The sequence below is a fragment of the Photobacterium galatheae genome (assembly GCF_000695255.1).
GTDB lineage: Bacteria > Pseudomonadota > Gammaproteobacteria > Enterobacterales > Vibrionaceae > Photobacterium > Photobacterium galatheae.
Genome location: NZ_JMIB01000034.1, coordinates 19,206 through 34,736, shown reverse-complemented (window position 1 = coordinate 34,736; position 15,531 = coordinate 19,206). Strand labels below are relative to the sequence as shown.

Annotated in this window: 16 protein-coding genes; 7 read left to right on the top strand and 9 right to left on the bottom strand. The window is 52.3% G+C overall.

The features are described from left to right. Positions 1–87: 87 nt before the first annotated feature. A complete protein-coding gene (locus EA58_RS16775) occupies positions 88–1,659 on the bottom strand; it encodes a S8 family peptidase (protein WP_036755453.1) in 1,572 nt (523 codons plus the stop codon). A 518-nt stretch (positions 1,660–2,177) separates the two neighbouring features. On the opposite strand from EA58_RS16775, the gene ypfJ reads away from it, so the two are divergent. The 4 genes from ypfJ (at position 2,178) to EA58_RS16755 (ending at position 4,816) form a co-directional block, all read left to right on the top strand. Then, positions 2,178–3,068 (top strand): KPN_02809 family neutral zinc metallopeptidase, encoded by an 891-nt coding sequence (gene ypfJ, locus EA58_RS16770; protein WP_036755451.1) that lies wholly within the window; start codon positions 2,178–2,180, stop codon positions 3,066–3,068. A gap of 342 nt (positions 3,069–3,410) precedes the next feature. After that, the gene (gene zur, locus EA58_RS16765) at positions 3,411–3,857 is read left to right on the top strand and encodes a zinc uptake transcriptional repressor Zur (protein WP_036755450.1); all 447 of its coding nucleotides are present in this window, start codon (positions 3,411–3,413) and stop codon (positions 3,855–3,857) included. Positions 3,858–3,893: 36 nt separating this feature from the next. Beyond that, a complete protein-coding gene (locus EA58_RS16760) occupies positions 3,894–4,358 on the top strand; it encodes a chemotaxis protein CheX (RefSeq protein ID WP_036755449.1) in 465 nt (154 codons plus the stop codon). 248 nt (positions 4,359–4,606) lie between these two features. Continuing rightward, on the top strand, positions 4,607–4,816 hold the full coding sequence (locus EA58_RS16755) for a cold-shock protein (RefSeq protein ID WP_036755448.1): 210 nt from the start codon (positions 4,607–4,609) through the stop codon (positions 4,814–4,816). Positions 4,817–4,889: 73 nt separating this feature from the next. On the opposite strand, the gene pgi is transcribed toward EA58_RS16755, so the two are convergent. Next, the gene (gene pgi, locus EA58_RS16750; protein ID WP_036755447.1) at positions 4,890–6,542 is read right to left on the bottom strand and encodes a glucose-6-phosphate isomerase; all 1,653 of its coding nucleotides are present in this window, start codon (positions 6,540–6,542) and stop codon (positions 4,890–4,892) included. A gap of 531 nt (positions 6,543–7,073) precedes the next feature. On the opposite strand from pgi, the gene EA58_RS16740 reads away from it, so the two are divergent. Next, complete coding sequence (locus EA58_RS16740) at positions 7,074–7,496, top strand: secondary thiamine-phosphate synthase enzyme YjbQ (protein WP_036755442.1); 423 nt, start codon at positions 7,074–7,076, stop codon at positions 7,494–7,496. Here the strand turns inward: EA58_RS16740 and EA58_RS16735 are convergent. Next, a complete protein-coding gene (locus EA58_RS16735) occupies positions 7,474–8,589 on the bottom strand; it encodes a GNAT family N-acetyltransferase/peptidase C39 family protein (RefSeq protein ID WP_036755440.1) in 1,116 nt (371 codons plus the stop codon). The genes EA58_RS16740 and EA58_RS16735 overlap by 23 nt on opposite strands. 75 nt (positions 8,590–8,664) lie before the next feature. On the opposite strand from EA58_RS16735, the gene EA58_RS16730 reads away from it, so the two are divergent. Continuing rightward, complete coding sequence (locus EA58_RS16730; RefSeq protein WP_036755437.1) at positions 8,665–10,131, top strand: RimK family protein; 1,467 nt, start codon at positions 8,665–8,667, stop codon at positions 10,129–10,131. Positions 10,132–10,248: 117 nt separating this feature from the next. Here EA58_RS16730 and alr read toward each other — a convergent pair whose 3' ends face one another. Together alr and EA58_RS16720 are read right to left on the bottom strand one after the other, a co-directional pair. Continuing rightward, positions 10,249–11,328, bottom strand: coding sequence for an alanine racemase (alr, locus tag EA58_RS16725; RefSeq protein WP_036755434.1), 1,080 nt, complete (start codon positions 11,326–11,328; stop codon positions 10,249–10,251). A gap of 27 nt (positions 11,329–11,355) precedes the next feature. Beyond that, the gene (locus tag EA58_RS16720) at positions 11,356–12,753 is read right to left on the bottom strand and encodes a replicative DNA helicase (RefSeq protein ID WP_036755431.1); all 1,398 of its coding nucleotides are present in this window, start codon (positions 12,751–12,753) and stop codon (positions 11,356–11,358) included. A gap of 285 nt (positions 12,754–13,038) precedes the next feature. Between EA58_RS16720 and EA58_RS16715 the strand changes: the two genes are divergently transcribed. Beyond that, on the top strand, positions 13,039–13,806 hold the full coding sequence (locus EA58_RS16715; protein WP_235199633.1) for a DUF481 domain-containing protein: 768 nt from the start codon (positions 13,039–13,041) through the stop codon (positions 13,804–13,806). Positions 13,807–13,896: 90 nt separating this feature from the next. On the opposite strand, the gene rplI is transcribed toward EA58_RS16715, so the two are convergent. Genes rplI through rpsF form a run of 4 tightly spaced genes read right to left on the bottom strand, consistent with a single transcriptional unit; the run spans position 13,897 to position 15,325 of the window. Further along, positions 13,897–14,349 carry a 50S ribosomal protein L9 gene (gene rplI / locus EA58_RS16710; RefSeq protein ID WP_036755427.1) on the bottom strand — a complete coding sequence of 151 codons (453 nt, stop codon included), beginning with the start codon at positions 14,347–14,349 and terminating at the stop codon, positions 13,897–13,899. A 35-nt stretch (positions 14,350–14,384) separates the two neighbouring features. Continuing rightward, positions 14,385–14,612, bottom strand: a complete 228-nt coding sequence (gene rpsR, locus EA58_RS16705; RefSeq protein WP_002539422.1) for a 30S ribosomal protein S18 — start codon at positions 14,610–14,612, stop codon at positions 14,385–14,387. Positions 14,613–14,628: 16 nt separating this feature from the next. Continuing rightward, positions 14,629–14,931, bottom strand: coding sequence for a primosomal replication protein N (gene priB, locus EA58_RS16700; RefSeq protein WP_036755421.1), 303 nt, complete (start codon positions 14,929–14,931; stop codon positions 14,629–14,631). 7 nt (positions 14,932–14,938) lie between these two features. Further along, positions 14,939–15,325 carry a 30S ribosomal protein S6 gene (gene rpsF, locus EA58_RS16695; protein WP_036755418.1) on the bottom strand — a complete coding sequence of 129 codons (387 nt, stop codon included), beginning with the start codon at positions 15,323–15,325 and terminating at the stop codon, positions 14,939–14,941. Positions 15,326–15,531 lie beyond the last annotated feature (206 nt).

Here is a 15,531-nt window from a genome sequence, read left to right as displayed (position 1 = left end):
TCCGGCATAAAAAACGCCCCGGCAAGACAGCCCGGGGCGAGACAGTGGTATAGAACACAAGACGATTCGCTTCAGATGCAGGACGCCTTAGAAACTGGCCTGCAACGTCAGTCCGCTGTATGCGTTATAGCCATGCAGCATCACGTGATAGCGGCCGGATTTTGACGGGGTGATGGTACAGGTTTCACCGTTACCCGAACGGTACGGACGACAGTCCCAGCTGCTTTTCGACGCTTTCTGACCGAATCGCACATACAGATCGGCATCGCCGGAGCCACCTGAAGTTCTGACGGTCAGCGTACGGCCAGCCGTTACATCAATGTAGAAGTGCTTCTCACTGCCGTACTGCCCGCTCAGTCCAGTGACCGCTTTGCCATTTTCCAGCTTACCGTCAGTCGGCGTACCCGGATCACCGCCATCGCTGTCGGTGCCGCTGTAAGCCAGCTTGTTCACCGTATTGCGGGTATCGCTCACTTTGCCGCTCGTGCCGCGCTGAACCAGCAACTGGCTGAGCTGAGATGGGCTCAGACCCGGATTTTCATCCAGATACAGGGCGCCGATCCCGGCAACATGTGGTGTTGCCATGGAAGTCCCACTGATGGTTTTATAGCTGCCGTCATACCAGGCGGAGGTAATGGATGAACCCGGTGCAAAGAGATCAACACAGCTACCCCAGTTCGAGAAGCTGGAACGCTGATCCGAGCTGGTGGTGGAGCCGACAGTGACACCGGCAGCAACACGGGCCGGAGACACATTACAGGCATCCTGATTCTCATTACCCGCAGCCAGCATAAAGCTGACGCCAGAGCTGATCGCACTGTTGATGGCGCTGTCCAGTGCCGTCGAAATCCCGCCGCCCAGACTCATGTTTGCCACAGACGGGCCGTTCGCATTCTGTTTCACCCAGTCGACCCCGGCAATCACGCCAGAGGTGGTGCCTGAACCACTACAGCTCAGCACCCGGACGCCCACAATGCTGACATTCTTGGCGACACCATAGGTGGTTCCCCCGATTGTTCCGGCAACATGTGTACCATGACCGTTACAGTCGGTGGCATTGGAGTCATTGTCCACAAAGTCGTAACCCGAACGGGCACGGCCGCCAAACTCGCTGTGGGTGGTGGTCACCCCGGTATCGATCACATAAGCGGTGACGCCGGTACCGTTGTACTGGGCCACATAGCTGCCATTGAGCGGCAGGTTGCGCTGATCCACCCGGTCTAATCCCCAGGTCGCATTACTCTGCTGCGCATCAATCGCCTCCGGATAAACCGGGTCCAGCGAGATCACCTGATCCTGCTCAATATAATCAACCTGGCCGTCCTGACGCAGAGCCGCCACCTGAGCCGGTGTCAGCTCTGCGACAAACCCGCTCAGGGCCGCATCGAATACCCGCGCCGCTTTCACCGCATGCATCGCAGCCATGCTTTCCACCGTACGCGTGACGAAATCAGCTCGGGCAGCCTGATCATTGCCGATAAAAGCAGGCTCTTTCAGCACAACAATATACTGATTCGCAACCGCTTTTTCTGGTGCCGCCTGAATCAGCGCAGCCTGATAGTCTCCACTGACAACCGCCTGAGCGTCTTCTGCCCAGACCGAGACACTGGCAAGCGCCAGTGCAGACGTGATACAGCAACCTAGCATTGTCTTATACATTGTGATTCCTTTTCTCTGTTATCCGTTTTGAGGAAATGCCTTACCACTGCAGGCACACATAAAAAGCTATACGCAACAACTGACTCATGCATAAGTATGAAATACTGAATTTTTCGACTGAAACAGAGAGAAGAGTTATTACATTCAAGTTGCGAGACACCACAAAGATAACCTAACGTCTTGTTTTATCTGGCCACGAATGTAAATAGGCCGAGTGAATTTCACTTCGATTCATATGTAAAAAAATAGTGACAGAGAAAAAAACCAACAGATTTATTTTGAATATCAATACACTACGATGAGTTTTGAACATTTTTTTAACAAAATGCAGTCTTTAAAGATTTACAACAGAAAAAAATCAATTCAGACCCAGGTTTGTAAAGCACAATCTTTCATCTAAAGACAAAACACGTTGTCCTGATAGAAGAAGTTATTGGGTGTCTCAGTGTGTAACAGGCAAAATTCCATGCTGTCGTTCAGACTGAGAGAATCCCCGTCATCATTTTGAGGAGCGCGCCATGCGTTGGCGTAAGACCCGGCAAAGCAGCAATATTGATGACCGGCGAGGCCAGGGGCCAGCACAGTCCGGCCTGCCTGTCGCAGCTTTACTGCGATTTCTGCCGTTTCTGCTGAAAACCAAAGTGGGCAAGCTGATCCTGGTGGTTGGCGGCATCTATCTTGCCTATCAATATTTTACCGGCGGTGCCGGCATGATGGGGATTCAGCAGGGAACAGAACCGCTTCAGCAGCAGGACGCCCAAAACAGCGGCCTGCCTGCCAAGGATGAAGATGCCCAGTTCGTTGCTGCCATTCTGGGCACCACAGAGACCGTGTGGAAGCAATTGCTCGATGGGCAGTACCCGGAACCTCAGCTGGTCTTGTACAACAACATCACCCAGACGGGCTGTGGTATGGGACAGGCCCAGTCCGGCCCCTTTTACTGCCCGGCTGATCGCAAGATCTACCTGGATCTCAGCTTCATGGATGAATTGAAAAAACTCGGAGCACCCGGCGACTTTGCCTTCGCCTATGTGATCGCCCATGAAGTCGGACACCACGTCCAGAATGTTCTGGGTACCAACAAACAAGTCGCACAACAACAGCAAGAGGCCAGCGAGACCGAAGCCAACCGCCTCAGCGTGATGCTCGAACTTCAGGCCGACTGCTATGCCGGCGTCTGGGGCTATTATGTCCACCACGACATGCAGTTGCTGGAGCCGGGCGATATTGAAGAAGGGCTACAAGCCGCCAGTTCTGTCGGGGATGATAGATTGCTGGAAATGGCCGGACGCGCTGTCCAGCCGGACGCTTTTACCCACGGTACGTCGGCACAACGAGTCAGTTGGTTCAAGAAAGGCTTCGCGTCTGGCAACCCCAAGGACTGCCAGACTTTCCAGAGTATGCAGTAACGGTTCTGTTCAGGGCCGGCATCTCTCCCCGGTCTTGAACGCGCAGACATCGCAGTCTTCCTGAGCCGCTTCCCCGCCCTGAACACCGCTTAAGAACTACCGCCATGATGGATGAGAAGCATTTCTCTCCACCACCAGGCAACATGTCTGCAAATCGCAGCAGCAGAGGGCAAAAAACCGACCCCATGAAGGTCAGCCACACGCCACAAACGGCTCAGAAACTGATGCGAATGTGATCAGTTACACGAAAATTTTGTCCATATAAGACCGTTTGGGCCTCTCCGAGATAGGTTTTCAAAATGCTATGATAGACTATGACGCTAGTCGCTTTTTTGAGGAAGTATGGCAAATCATATGCAACTGCTGAATCAGGCTCAACAACTCTGTGAACAACGGGGAGTCCGGTTGACGCCACAACGTCATAAAGTACTGGCGCTGATTCTGTCTCATCGCAGTTCGATCAGTGCTTACGAGCTGCTGGATTTGCTGCGGGAGTCCGAACCTCAGGCGAAGCCGCCGACAGTTTATCGTGCGCTCGACTTCCTGCTCGCTCAGGGATTTGTTCATAAAGTCGAGTCCACAAACAGCTATATTGCCTGTCATCTGCCGGATCATACCGACCATTGTTCCCAACTGCTCATTTGTGATGAATGTAGCCATGTGGAGGAATGTCACGATGATGAACTGGCAAAAATGCTAAAACTAAAAGCGCAGCAGCAAGGCTTTCAGATTTCTCATCATGTCGTAGAAAGCCATGGCGTGTGTCAAGCATGCCAACAGAAGAAGTAGTCCGTTTCCGTACAACAACAAGGCAATCCAGATCCTATGCGAGCAGAATTTGTAAACCCATTTCTGGCCTCTCTGCTGAATGTGCTCAAGACCATGGCGTCAATGGAGCTGGCCCCGCAAAAACCTCTGCTGAAAAAAGATGAAATCGCCCGGGGTGATGTCTCTGGCCTGATTGGCATGGTGGGACCGCAAACCCGGGGCTCCATGTCCATCACTTTTGATGAAGGCCTGGCACTTGAGATTATGCAGCGTATGCTGGGCGAGCGTCCGAATGGTATTAACGATGAAGTGACTGACATGGTCGGTGAAATCACCAACATGGTCACCGGTGGTGCCAAGCGTATTCTGTCAGAAAAAGGCTATGATTTTGAAATGGCCACACCCGCCGTCGTCTCCGGTCGAGGTCACACGATCACGCACAAAAGTGAAGGGGCGATCATTATCATGCCGTTTGAGTCTGAATACGGCAAAGCCTTCATTGAGATCAGCTTCGACCGCTAATTTCCATCCGATTACATCTTTTCTCGGGCCAGTTCAAACTGGCCTGACCTCATGTTGCGAGCTGCACTGTTTTCTCTCACCTTTTTGCATATTTGGCGCAGAAAAGATTGCCCCCCGATCCGGTTACGATCTAGACTGGAAATACTGTTGAGGTATCAATGCACATAAAAAGATACCAATCAATAGTGTTCGTGTTGCCTGCCTTCGGGTAACGCAAGGAAATGAGATTACAAAGGAAAGATCTTCAAATGAGTAAACTGACAGGAACCGTAAAATGGTTCAACGATGAAAAGGGTTTTGGCTTTATCTCTGGTGCCGACGGCAAGGACGTTTTCGTTCACTTCAGCGCTATTCAGGCTCAGGGGCGTCGTACCCTGAAAGAGGGCCAAAACGTTGAGTTTATCGTTACTGACGGCCAAAAAGGCCCGCAAGCCAGCGAAGTGGTCGCCCTGTCTTAACCGAAAGGCATGCGCAACTCATAAAAAACGCCGCTATCATGCGGCGTTTTTTGCTTTTCAGTCAGAATAATCCTTACTGACGCCATTGCTTGAAGGCGTTAATCAGACCATTGGTTGAACTGTCATGGCTGCTCACCGGGGTTTGATCGGCCAGTTCAGGCAGGATCTGGTTTGCCAGCTGTTTGCCCAGCTCCACACCCCACTGATCAAAGCTGTAGATATTCCAGATCACACCCTGAGTGAAGATCTTGTGCTCGTACATGGCAATCAGTGCGCCCAGTGTCTGTGGCGTGATTTGCTTCACCAGAATTGAGTTGGTCGGGCGGTTACCTTCAAATACTTTAAACGGTACCAGCTCTGCAACATCCGCCAGAGACTTCCCGGCTGCGGTAAATTCAGCTTCCACCTGGGCACGGGTTTTACCAAATGCCAGTGCTTCCGTCTGCGCAAAGAAGTTCGCCATCAGTTTCGGATGGTGATCGCTCAACGGGTTATGGCTGACCGCCGGTGCAATAAAGTCACATGGGATCAGCTTGGTGCCCTGATGAATCAGCTGATAGAACGCATGCTGACCATTGGTACCCGGCTCACCCCAAATGATTGGGCCCGTCTGGTAATCTACTGGCTTACCGCCACGGTCGACAGACTTACCATTCGACTCCATGTTGCCCTGCTGGAAGTACGCAGCAAAACGGTGCATGTACTGGTCGTAAGGCAGAATGGCTTCCGACTCTGCACCGAAGAAGTTGTTGTACCACAGGCCAACCAGCGCCAGAATTACCGGCAGATTTTCAGTCAGCGGCGCTTCAGCAAAGTGCTTGTCCATCGCATGGGCACCCGCCAGCAACGCTTCGAAATTGTCGTAACCAACCGACAGGCAAATCGACAGGCCAATCGCAGACCACAGTGAGTAACGGCCACCCACCCAGTCCCAGAACTCGAACATGTTGGCCGTATCAATCCCGAATGCAGACACTGCTTCAGCATTGGTCGACAGTGCCGCAAAGTGCTTCGCGACATGAGATGCATCCTGAGCTTCAGCCAGGAACCAGTCACGTGCAGAGTGCGCGTTGGTCATGGTTTCCTGGGTAGTGAAAGTCTTGGATGCAATCAGGAACAAAGTCGTTTCCGGGTTCAGCCCCTTCAGCGTTTCCGCGATATGTGTGCCGTCAACATTCGACACAAAATGCAGATTCAGGCGGGTTTTGTAAGGAGCCAGCGCTTCAGACACCATGTATGGGCCCAAATCAGAACCGCCGATACCGATGTTCACAACATCGGTGATTTCCTTGCCGGTATACCCTTTCCACGCACCGCTGATAATGCGATCCGAGAACTGCTTCATTTTCGCCAGCACCGCATTGACGTTAGGCATTACGTCTTCGCCGTCGACCAGCACGGGCGTGTTGCTGCGGTTACGCAGCGCCACGTGCAGTACAGCACGGTCTTCGGTGCGGTTGATTTTCTCACCGCTGAACATGGCGCCAATTGCAGTTTTCAGTTCTGTCTGTTCAGCCAGATCAAACAGCTTCGCCAGCGTTTCTTCAGTGATAAGGTTCTTTGAATAATCCAGCAGGATATCGTTGCCGAACGCAGCGGAAAACTTTTCAAACCGTGACGGATCCTGCGCAAACAGCTCGCTGAGCTGCAGATCCTGCGCCTGTTCAAAATGAGCAGTCAGTGCCTGCCAGGCTGGAGTTTGCGTGGGGTTAATGTTTTTCAACATAATGACGTTCCTGATGTGTTATTTTTTCACGACAGCGCGACCAATGCCGCTCCCATGATTTCCCAATTCAACGGTGTAAGCACAGCCGTAAGCATGGCGATATTTTGGTAAATTTACAACTTAATGTTAATTATGCCGCCAGCGACATCCCCCCTGCTTTGCTCCAGGTCACGCTTTCGGCGCATCCATCATCACGGGAACATTGCCGGTGCAGATGAACAGAAACCAGAAAAACATTCGGCATTGAGTGCATATCCCACTAAAAACAAGAGCATACATTGAAAAATGAAACATTTTCTGCGAAACCATCAGTGTGACAGTAATGATCACGCTGATGAAATTGAACAACACCTGATCCAATCTGGGTTGGACGTAGCGGTCGAGCAGTTCCCACTTCAATCATGTGTGCAAAAATCATGAGAATCAGTCCCCGATCAGCGCTAATTTTGGGTATCCTGTCTGCAATCATCTGGCCATATTGGAGGCATCTTCGCCACCAGCCAATCACTTTTAACAGCGAGTCGCGACACTATGTGGTTCCAAAAATCAATCCAATTGAAACCCCGTTCACGCGGTTTTCACCTCATCACCGATGAAATTGAACGGCAACTGCCAGAACTCAACGGCATTCAGATCGGGCTGGCCCACCTGTTTATCCAGCACACCTCTGCCAGCCTGACGGTCAACGAAAACGCCGATCCGACGGTACGCAGCGATATGGAAGCCCACTTTAACCAGTCGGTGCCGGAACGCGCACCTTATTATCGTCACACTGATGAAGGTGACGATGACATGCCGGCGCACATCAAGGCATCAACTTTAGGGTGTAGTTTGACCCTGCCGATCCGCAACGGCCGGCTGGCGCTGGGCACCTGGCAGGGCATTTATCTGGGGGAGCATCGCGACCACGGCGGCAGCCGCCATGTCATCATCACGCTGCAGGGCGAGTCGTAACCGGCTGCGTCGGGTGAATCACCACACAGGCGGTATGCTTCTGGCGGCCAAAACCGAGGATCTGGCTCAAACCGGCTTTGTTCAGCGGAATATGAGCCCGATGACCAATGTCTGTCTTGTCTTCTGCGTAGGGGTCATGAAAGAAAAAGAACTGCTCACTGACCCCGCTCAGCACAATCCAGTGTGGTTCTTTGCTGCCGTTAAAGCGATAAGTGCTAATCAGCATCAGCAGACAGCACCCCTGCTTGAGCCAGCCCTCAATTTGCTCAACCGATGGCATGGCATCAACCACAGGGACGCCGGCTTCATCCAGTTGCTGGCAAAAATCCTGATGCACCAGCTCGATAATCTCTTTCTTCTTCGGATCCCGCACACTGTCGATAAAAGGCGTCGATAAAGATTGCGTCCACAGTTCAACCTGACAGCCACGACGGTTTGCCGCCAGTGCCAGACCATGTCCGCTGCACCCGCCGTGGCCCGATGCCATAAAGATGGTGGTCGCCTCTCGCCACAGCTGCATTTCGGTTTGCCGGCTGGGCTGAAAGTCTGGATCGAGATAAGACAGGCTCATCATCAGACAGGATGGCCCACAGGTGAATGGCGTTGTTTGCACATACAAAGGTAGCGGCAGCAGGTGCTTCGCCTCAACCGGACTCAGACGCTTTTGCATCCGGACGCCGTCCGCCAGATCATCGTAATAATGGATTAAAACTTTTAATGGTTGATATCCACATTTTTCATAGAGATTTCGCGCAGCGACATTGTCATTCCGCACTTCCAGTCTTAATGTATTGAAACCGTTTTCCAGTGCCGCCGCTTCGCACGCAGACAGCAACTGCTGAGCAATGTGCCTGCCTCGATAAACGGGATCGACGGCAAGGGAATACAATCGTGCCAGCTGGGTCCCCCGGTGAAACAACACCAGCCCGTAGCCGGCAATTTGGCCTTCATCTTCCGCGACGAACAGCACACTCTGAGGCGATTGAATAAACCGCCGCATCTGACGGGGAGAAATTCGATCTCCGTCGAAAAGCTGAGCCTCGAGTGTATTTAAACTCACTAGATCATAAAGCTGTGCAATACGGACTATCATGGACTGATTCACGCTTGAGTGGACTAGTTCGATTTAATCCCAAAATTAGCCGCAAGGCTATAGGTGAATGAAAAGATGACTAAAGTCCTCATTATTACCGACAACGACAGTGACTGGCGGCAGTATTTTCCCTCCGACAGGGTTGTCACTGTTGATACCTATTTACAGCAGGGCGCTTTTTGTGAAAACAAGGCGACGCAGGTGATTAACCTGTGCCGCGACTACGGCTATATGAGCAGCGGCTACTATTGCTCACTCATGGCAGAGGCCAGAGGACACAGGGTGATCCCAAGGGTCATGACCATCAATGACCTGTCTCAGCCCTTCCTGCTATCCGTCCCGTCTGACCAACTGGAAAAGGCATTTGCCCACCAGTTGCTGGCACCGGGAGAACAACGGGAAGAAAAAATTTATTTCGGCCAGTCCAAGGTGCCGGGCTTTGAAAAAATTGCCCGCCGCCTGTTCGAGCATTTTATGGTGCCCGTGATTCAAGTCACCATTCGCCGCTCGGACGCGCACTGGCAGGTCGATCAGATTACACCTTATCCCTTCCAGGATCTGACCGATCCGGAGCAGGATTTATTTGCCGAGGCACTGGAGCGATTTTCAAACAAGGTGTGGCGCTCACCGAAACCGAACAAGAACGCCCGCTATGATTTGGCGCTGCTGATTGATCCGAGCGAGAAAATGCCACCATCGGACAGCACAGCACTCAGCAATTTCAAAAAAGCGGCCAAACGACTGGGAATGCGCCTGCAAACGATCACGCCAGATGATTTATCCCGCTTGGGTGAGTTTGACGGTCTTTTTATCCGCGCCACCACCAACATCGGTAATTTCACCTACCGGTTCGCGAAAACAGCCGAGAAGCTGGGACTGGTGGTGATGGATGATCCGGAATCCATCATGAAATGCACCAACAAGGTCTTCCTGACTGAGCTGCTGCGTTTACACAAGGTACCGACACCCAAAAGTGCGGTGCTGAAAAGTTTCGACCCCGGCTGGCTGGATCAGGCAGAGAACGAAATCGGCTATCCGATGGTGCTGAAAGTGCCGGATGGTGCTTTCTCGGTAGGTGTGGTCAAGGTGAAAAACCGCGACGAACTGCTCACGCAGATGGACACTCTGTTTGCCCGCAGTACGCTGATTCTGGCGCAGGAGTTTCTGCCAACAGACTTCGACTGGCGGATCGGGATTCTGAACCGTCAGCCGTTATTCGCCTGTAAGTATTATATGAGCCGTGGACACTGGCAGATTTACCAGCACCACAACAGCGGCCGGGTCAGCTCCGGCGGCTTTGAAACGCTGGATCTGAAACAAGTGCCGAAGAACGTGATTGATGTGGCGCTCAAAGCCGCCAACCAGATTGGTACCGGCCTGTACGGCGTCGATCTCAAAGAAGTGAACGGTCAGGTGGTGGTGATTGAAGTGAACGATAACCCGAGTATTGACCATAAAGTCGAAGATGCATTTCTCGGTGATTTGCTCTACGACCGGGTGATGACTGAGTTTCTGCGCCGGATCCAGCTGCGCGGCTTCTGAGACGCAAATTTCACCCAACCCCTCCCGCACAAAACAGACAAGCCGTGGCAATCACCACGGCTTGGCAAAAAAGATAAGCACGCTGCTGATGACACAGCTTCCGTGCTGAAACGTCTCTTAACGATAGGCCATCGCAACACGGGAAGTCAGCTTGGTGACCAGCTCATAGGCAATCGTCCCCACATGTTCCGCCACCACTTCGGCGGGCAGCCCCAGCCCCCATAAAACCGCTTCATCGCCGACTTTGTCCGTCGCATCCGGCCCCAGATCAACCGTCAGCATATCCATCGATACCCGTCCGGCAATCGGCACCAGACGACCATTGATCAACACCGGCGTGCCATTGGGCGCGGTACGCGGATAGCCATCCCCGTAGCCAATCGCAACCACACCAATTTTCGTATCCCGTTCACTGATCCAGGTGCCCCCATACCCGACGGCTTCACCCTTTTTCACCGTCCGCACAGCAATCACGCTGGAGGTCAGTGTCATCACAGGCTGCATGCCAAAAGCTTCCGCAGAATGGCTCTTGTCGGCAAAAGGAGAAATACCGTACATGATGATCCCCGGACGAATCCAGTTCAGGTGGCTCTCAGGCCAGGCCAGAATTCCGGCAGAGTTTGCCAGCGAGCGTTCTCCGCGACAGCCTTGCGTCAGCGACATAAAGGTTTGAATCTGTGCTTTCGTCTCCGGACTGTCCAGCTCATCTGCACAGGCGAAATGACTCATATAGCGCAGTGGCTGCGCCACGTTCGGGCTGGCGTGCAAGCGATCGACAAAGGCCTCAAACTCTTCCGGGCGAACACCCAGCCGGTGCATCCCGCTGTCAATTTTCAGCCAGACTTTCACCGGAGTATCCAGAGTTGCCTGCTCTAAGGCTTCCAGTTGTTCCAGCGTATGAACCACCGTCTGAATATTGTTGGTCACCAGCACCGGTAAATCGGTTGGCGAGTAGAATCCTTCCATCAACAGAATCGGCTTGACCACACCACAGGCACGCAGCGACAGCGCTTCTTCGATCCGAGCCACCCCGAAGCCATCCGCATCCGGCAGTCCGGTCGCCACCTGTTCCAATCCGTGCCCATATCCGTTGGCCTTCACCATCGCAAGCAATTTACAACCCGGAGTCTGTTGTCTGAGCAGACTAACGTTCTGGCGCAGGGCCTGAAGATCAATATAGGCGGTCGCGGCTTTCATTCATTTTCCTACTACTGGGGATTTCAATTACTCATCATCAAAAGCCGGGCCGGCATAGTTATCGAAACGGGAGAACTGGCCCTGGAAGGTGAGACGTACGGAACCAATCGGGCCGTTACGTTGTTTACCGATGATGATTTCTGCAATGCCTTTGAGTGCACTGTCTTCGTGATATACCTCATCACGGTAGATAAACATGATCAAGTCCGCATCCTGCTCGATGGCACCGGATTCACGCAAGTCCGAGTTCACCGGCCGCTTGTCGGCACGTTGCTCCAGCGATCGGTTCAGCTGCGACAGCGCCACCACCGGCACATTCAGCTCTTTCGCCAGTGCTTTCAGGGAGCGGGAGATCTCGGCAATCTCCAACGTCCGGTTATCCTGCAGACCCGGTACACGCATCAGCTGAAGGTAGTCGACCATGATCATGCTCAGACCACCGTGTTCACGGGCGATCCGGCGGGCACGGGATCGAACATCCGTCGGTGTCAGGCCCGAGCTGTCATCAATGTACATGTTTTTCTTTTCCATCAGGATGCCCATGGTCGACGAAATTCGCGCCCAATCTTCGTCGTCAAGCTGACCGGTCCTGATCTTGGTCTGATCGACCCGCGACAGCGAGGCCAGCATACGCATCATGATTTGTTCTGAGGGCATCTCCAGCGAGAAGATCAGCACCGGTTTTTCCTGCTCCATCGCCGCATTTTCACACAGGTTCATCGCAAAGGTGGTTTTACCCATCGACGGACGGGCTGCGACGATAATCAGATCCGACCCCTGCAAACCCGCAGTTTTCTTATTCAGATCGGTAAAGCCGGTCGAGACCCCGGTCACCCCATCCTGTGGCGACTGGTACAGCAACTCAATCCGTTCCAGCGTTTTTTCCAGGATGGTATCGACGTTCTGCGGGCCTTCGTTTTCATTGGTGCGCTGCTCGGCAATGGCGAAAACCTTACTCTCAGCCATATCCAGCAAGTCTTCACTGGTTCGGCCCTGCGGATCATAACCGGCATCGGCAATTTCATTCGCGACCCCAATCATGTCACGGATCAACGCCCGCTCACGAACAATATCGGTATAGGCAGCAATATTCGCCGCCGAGGGCGTGTTTTTGGCCAGTTCCGCCAGATAAGCAAATCCACCCACATCATCGAGCTGGTCTAACTGCTCCAGCCGTTCTGATAGGGTAATCAAATCGAGTGGCTGGCCCGATTCCAATAGACCGGCAGCAGCATCAAAAATCATCCGGTGCGGACGACTGTAGAAGTCGCGTGAGACCACCTTCTCTGCAACGCTGTCCCAGCGCTCATTATCCAGCAACAGGCCGCCCAATACCGACTGCTCTGCCTCCAGAGAATGAGGCGGCATCTTGATGGCGTCCATCTGACTGTCTTTCACTCGATTGGATTTACTGTTTTCTGCCATAACCACTTGCACGTTTAACCTGAATCCGGCCCGTTAGTATACCTGAACATCCCCGTCCGCAAGCAGACATTGCGACAAAAACGCCCGTAAAGAATCACCCTGCCCAATCTTACGGCACTTCTACAAAATATATGCCGAATTGGCTGACATTCTGACGATAAGCTGACATTTTTCGGCTACACTGCGCCGCTCATACGTAAGTCCTCCCAGAAAAACTTGCGTCTGTGTTCGCCTGCACTTTTTTGTGCCCTTATGTCATTTCTTGTGTCGGTCGTTGGAGGGCACTTGGCAATTCCATGCAAACTGCTTTGTGTACTGACAGCAGGACTGATTCTTGCCACGCCTGCCCGTGCTGAAGATGTCCCCGAACTTCCGCCGCTCACCTCGCCCTGGAACAGTGAAGTGGAACTGGGGTATCAGTCGCTCTCCGGCAACTCGAATACGAAATCCCTGAATTCCCGTCTGGGTCTGACGTACGTGAAAGATCAGTTCCGGCAACAGGCCGAAGCCAAATACTTGCTGGCCGAAGAGGATAACAAGGAAAAGAAGCGAAAAGGCCAAGTGGAGCTGCAGAGCGACTTTATCATCAATGAACGGGCCTACGTATTGGGCAATACCAGCTACATTGATGATAAGTATGGCCCTTACTTCAAAGATTTCACCCTGGCAACCGGTCTGGGTTACCGGGTGATCCGGCTGGAAAATCTGATGATGGAAGCCGAAGCCGGACCAGGTTACCGCCATCAGGAACCCAATATTGATGAGATCGACGATGATGACATTGTTGTGCCGGAAACCGTCGACGAACTGATCCTGCGGGGCAGTACCCGCATCATCTGGAAACCGTCCAAAGACGTCGAGCTGAGCCTCAAACTGACCGGCATTGCCGGAAACAGCAACAGCACGCTGGAAACACAGGTTTCAATGACCAGTGCGGTCTCCGAGCACATTGCCATCAAACTCAGTAATACCCAGAAGTTCAACAGCTGGGTGCCGGAAGGTCTGCAAAAACGCGACGGAACGATGACGATAAATCTGCTGTTCCAGTACTAAATTGCTTTCTGCGTTATTTTTTCTGGCAGATTTCAGAGACAAAAAAACCAGCCCGAAGGCTGGTTTTTTTCGCAGACGCGTGGCAACTGATTACTCAGCAGCAACAACGTTCACGTTTACTGTTGCGAATACGTCAGAGTGCAGCTGCAGGCTGATCTCGAATTCGCCAGTTGTGCGCAGTGCACCTTCTGGCAGACGTACTTCGCTCTTCGCTACTTCAACGCCAGCAGCAGTCACTGCATCAGCGATGTCACGAGTACCGATAGAACCGAACAGTTTACCTTCGTCACCCGCTTTAGAAGCAATCACAACGGCTTCCAGAGCGTTAACTTTCTCAGCGCGCGCTTGAGCAGCAGTCAGTTGCTCAGCAACTTTCGCTTCCAGCTCAGCACGACGTGCTTCGAACATTTCAACGTTCGCTTTAGTCGCCATAACTGCTTTACCCTGAGGGATCAGGAAGTTACGAGCATAACCAGCTTTAACGCTTACCTGATCACCAAGGCTGCCCAGGTTACCGATTTTATCAAGTAGAATAACTTGCATTATCTTGTCCTCTTAAACTTAATGAAACCGGCCAATTACTGATGTTTGTCAGTGTATGGCAGCAGAGCCAGGTAACGTGAACGCTTGATAGCGCGTGCCAGCTGACGCTGATACTTCGCACGAGTACCAGTGATACGGCTTGGTACGATTTTACCAGCTTCAGTGATGTAGTTTTTCAGAGTTGCTACGTCTTTGTAGTCAATCTCTTGTACGCCTTCTGCAGTAAAACGGCAGAATTTACGACGACGGAAGAAACGTGCCATGGGCTTATCTCCTGAACTAAATTTTTTCAATGTGATCGGCGTGCAACACTAATTTACCAATGCCATTCCGGCCGGTTTGCCACGAGATAAATCCCCCGGCTTTAATGTTGCTTCCGACAGCTAAATCTTGAGTGAGTATTTGCTGACCTTTACCGCTGACTACCACGTTGATGTAGCAATACACCTGACGGGGTAAGCCCGCTTCCGCCTGACTGGAACGATGCTCAAGCACAAAGTGACAATGAGGTACGCCGGCCGGGGACTGACTTCGTTTGGGATGTTTGGCGATTGTGCCAGACAACTCCAGACGATTGGTCATTCAATGATTACTCAGCTGCAGCTTCGTCTTCAGATTGTGCTTCTGCACGCTCTTCACGACGTGGGGCACGCTCTTCTTTAGCCTTCATCATTGGAGATGGCTCAGTGATAGCGCCTTTAGTGCGCATGATCATGTTACGGATCACAGCGTCGTTGAAGCGGAAGTTAGACTCCAGCTCGTCGATAACAGACTGCTCTGCTTCAACGTTCATCAGAACGTAGTGAGCTTTGTGCAGTTTGTTGATTGGGTAAGCCAGTTGACGACGGCCCCAATCTTCCAGACGGTGGATCTGACCGCCAGAATCTTTGATAGCACCAGTGTAACGCTCGATCATGCCAGCAACTTGCTCGCTTTGATCTGGGTGCACCATAAATACGATTTCGTAATGACGCATTTGTTGCTCCTTACGGATTATTCAGCTTCCCTGTTCGGCTCGGTCATCCTGGGGAAGCAAGGAACTAAGGGTATAAAACCGAGAATTTAGGCGCGAGATAGTACAGAATTACACCGACAAGCGCAACTAAAACTGTGACGACAAACCGCCGATCAGCAATATTTTTCCATTCCATGAAAAACGCCACCCAATGGGTGGCGTTTCAG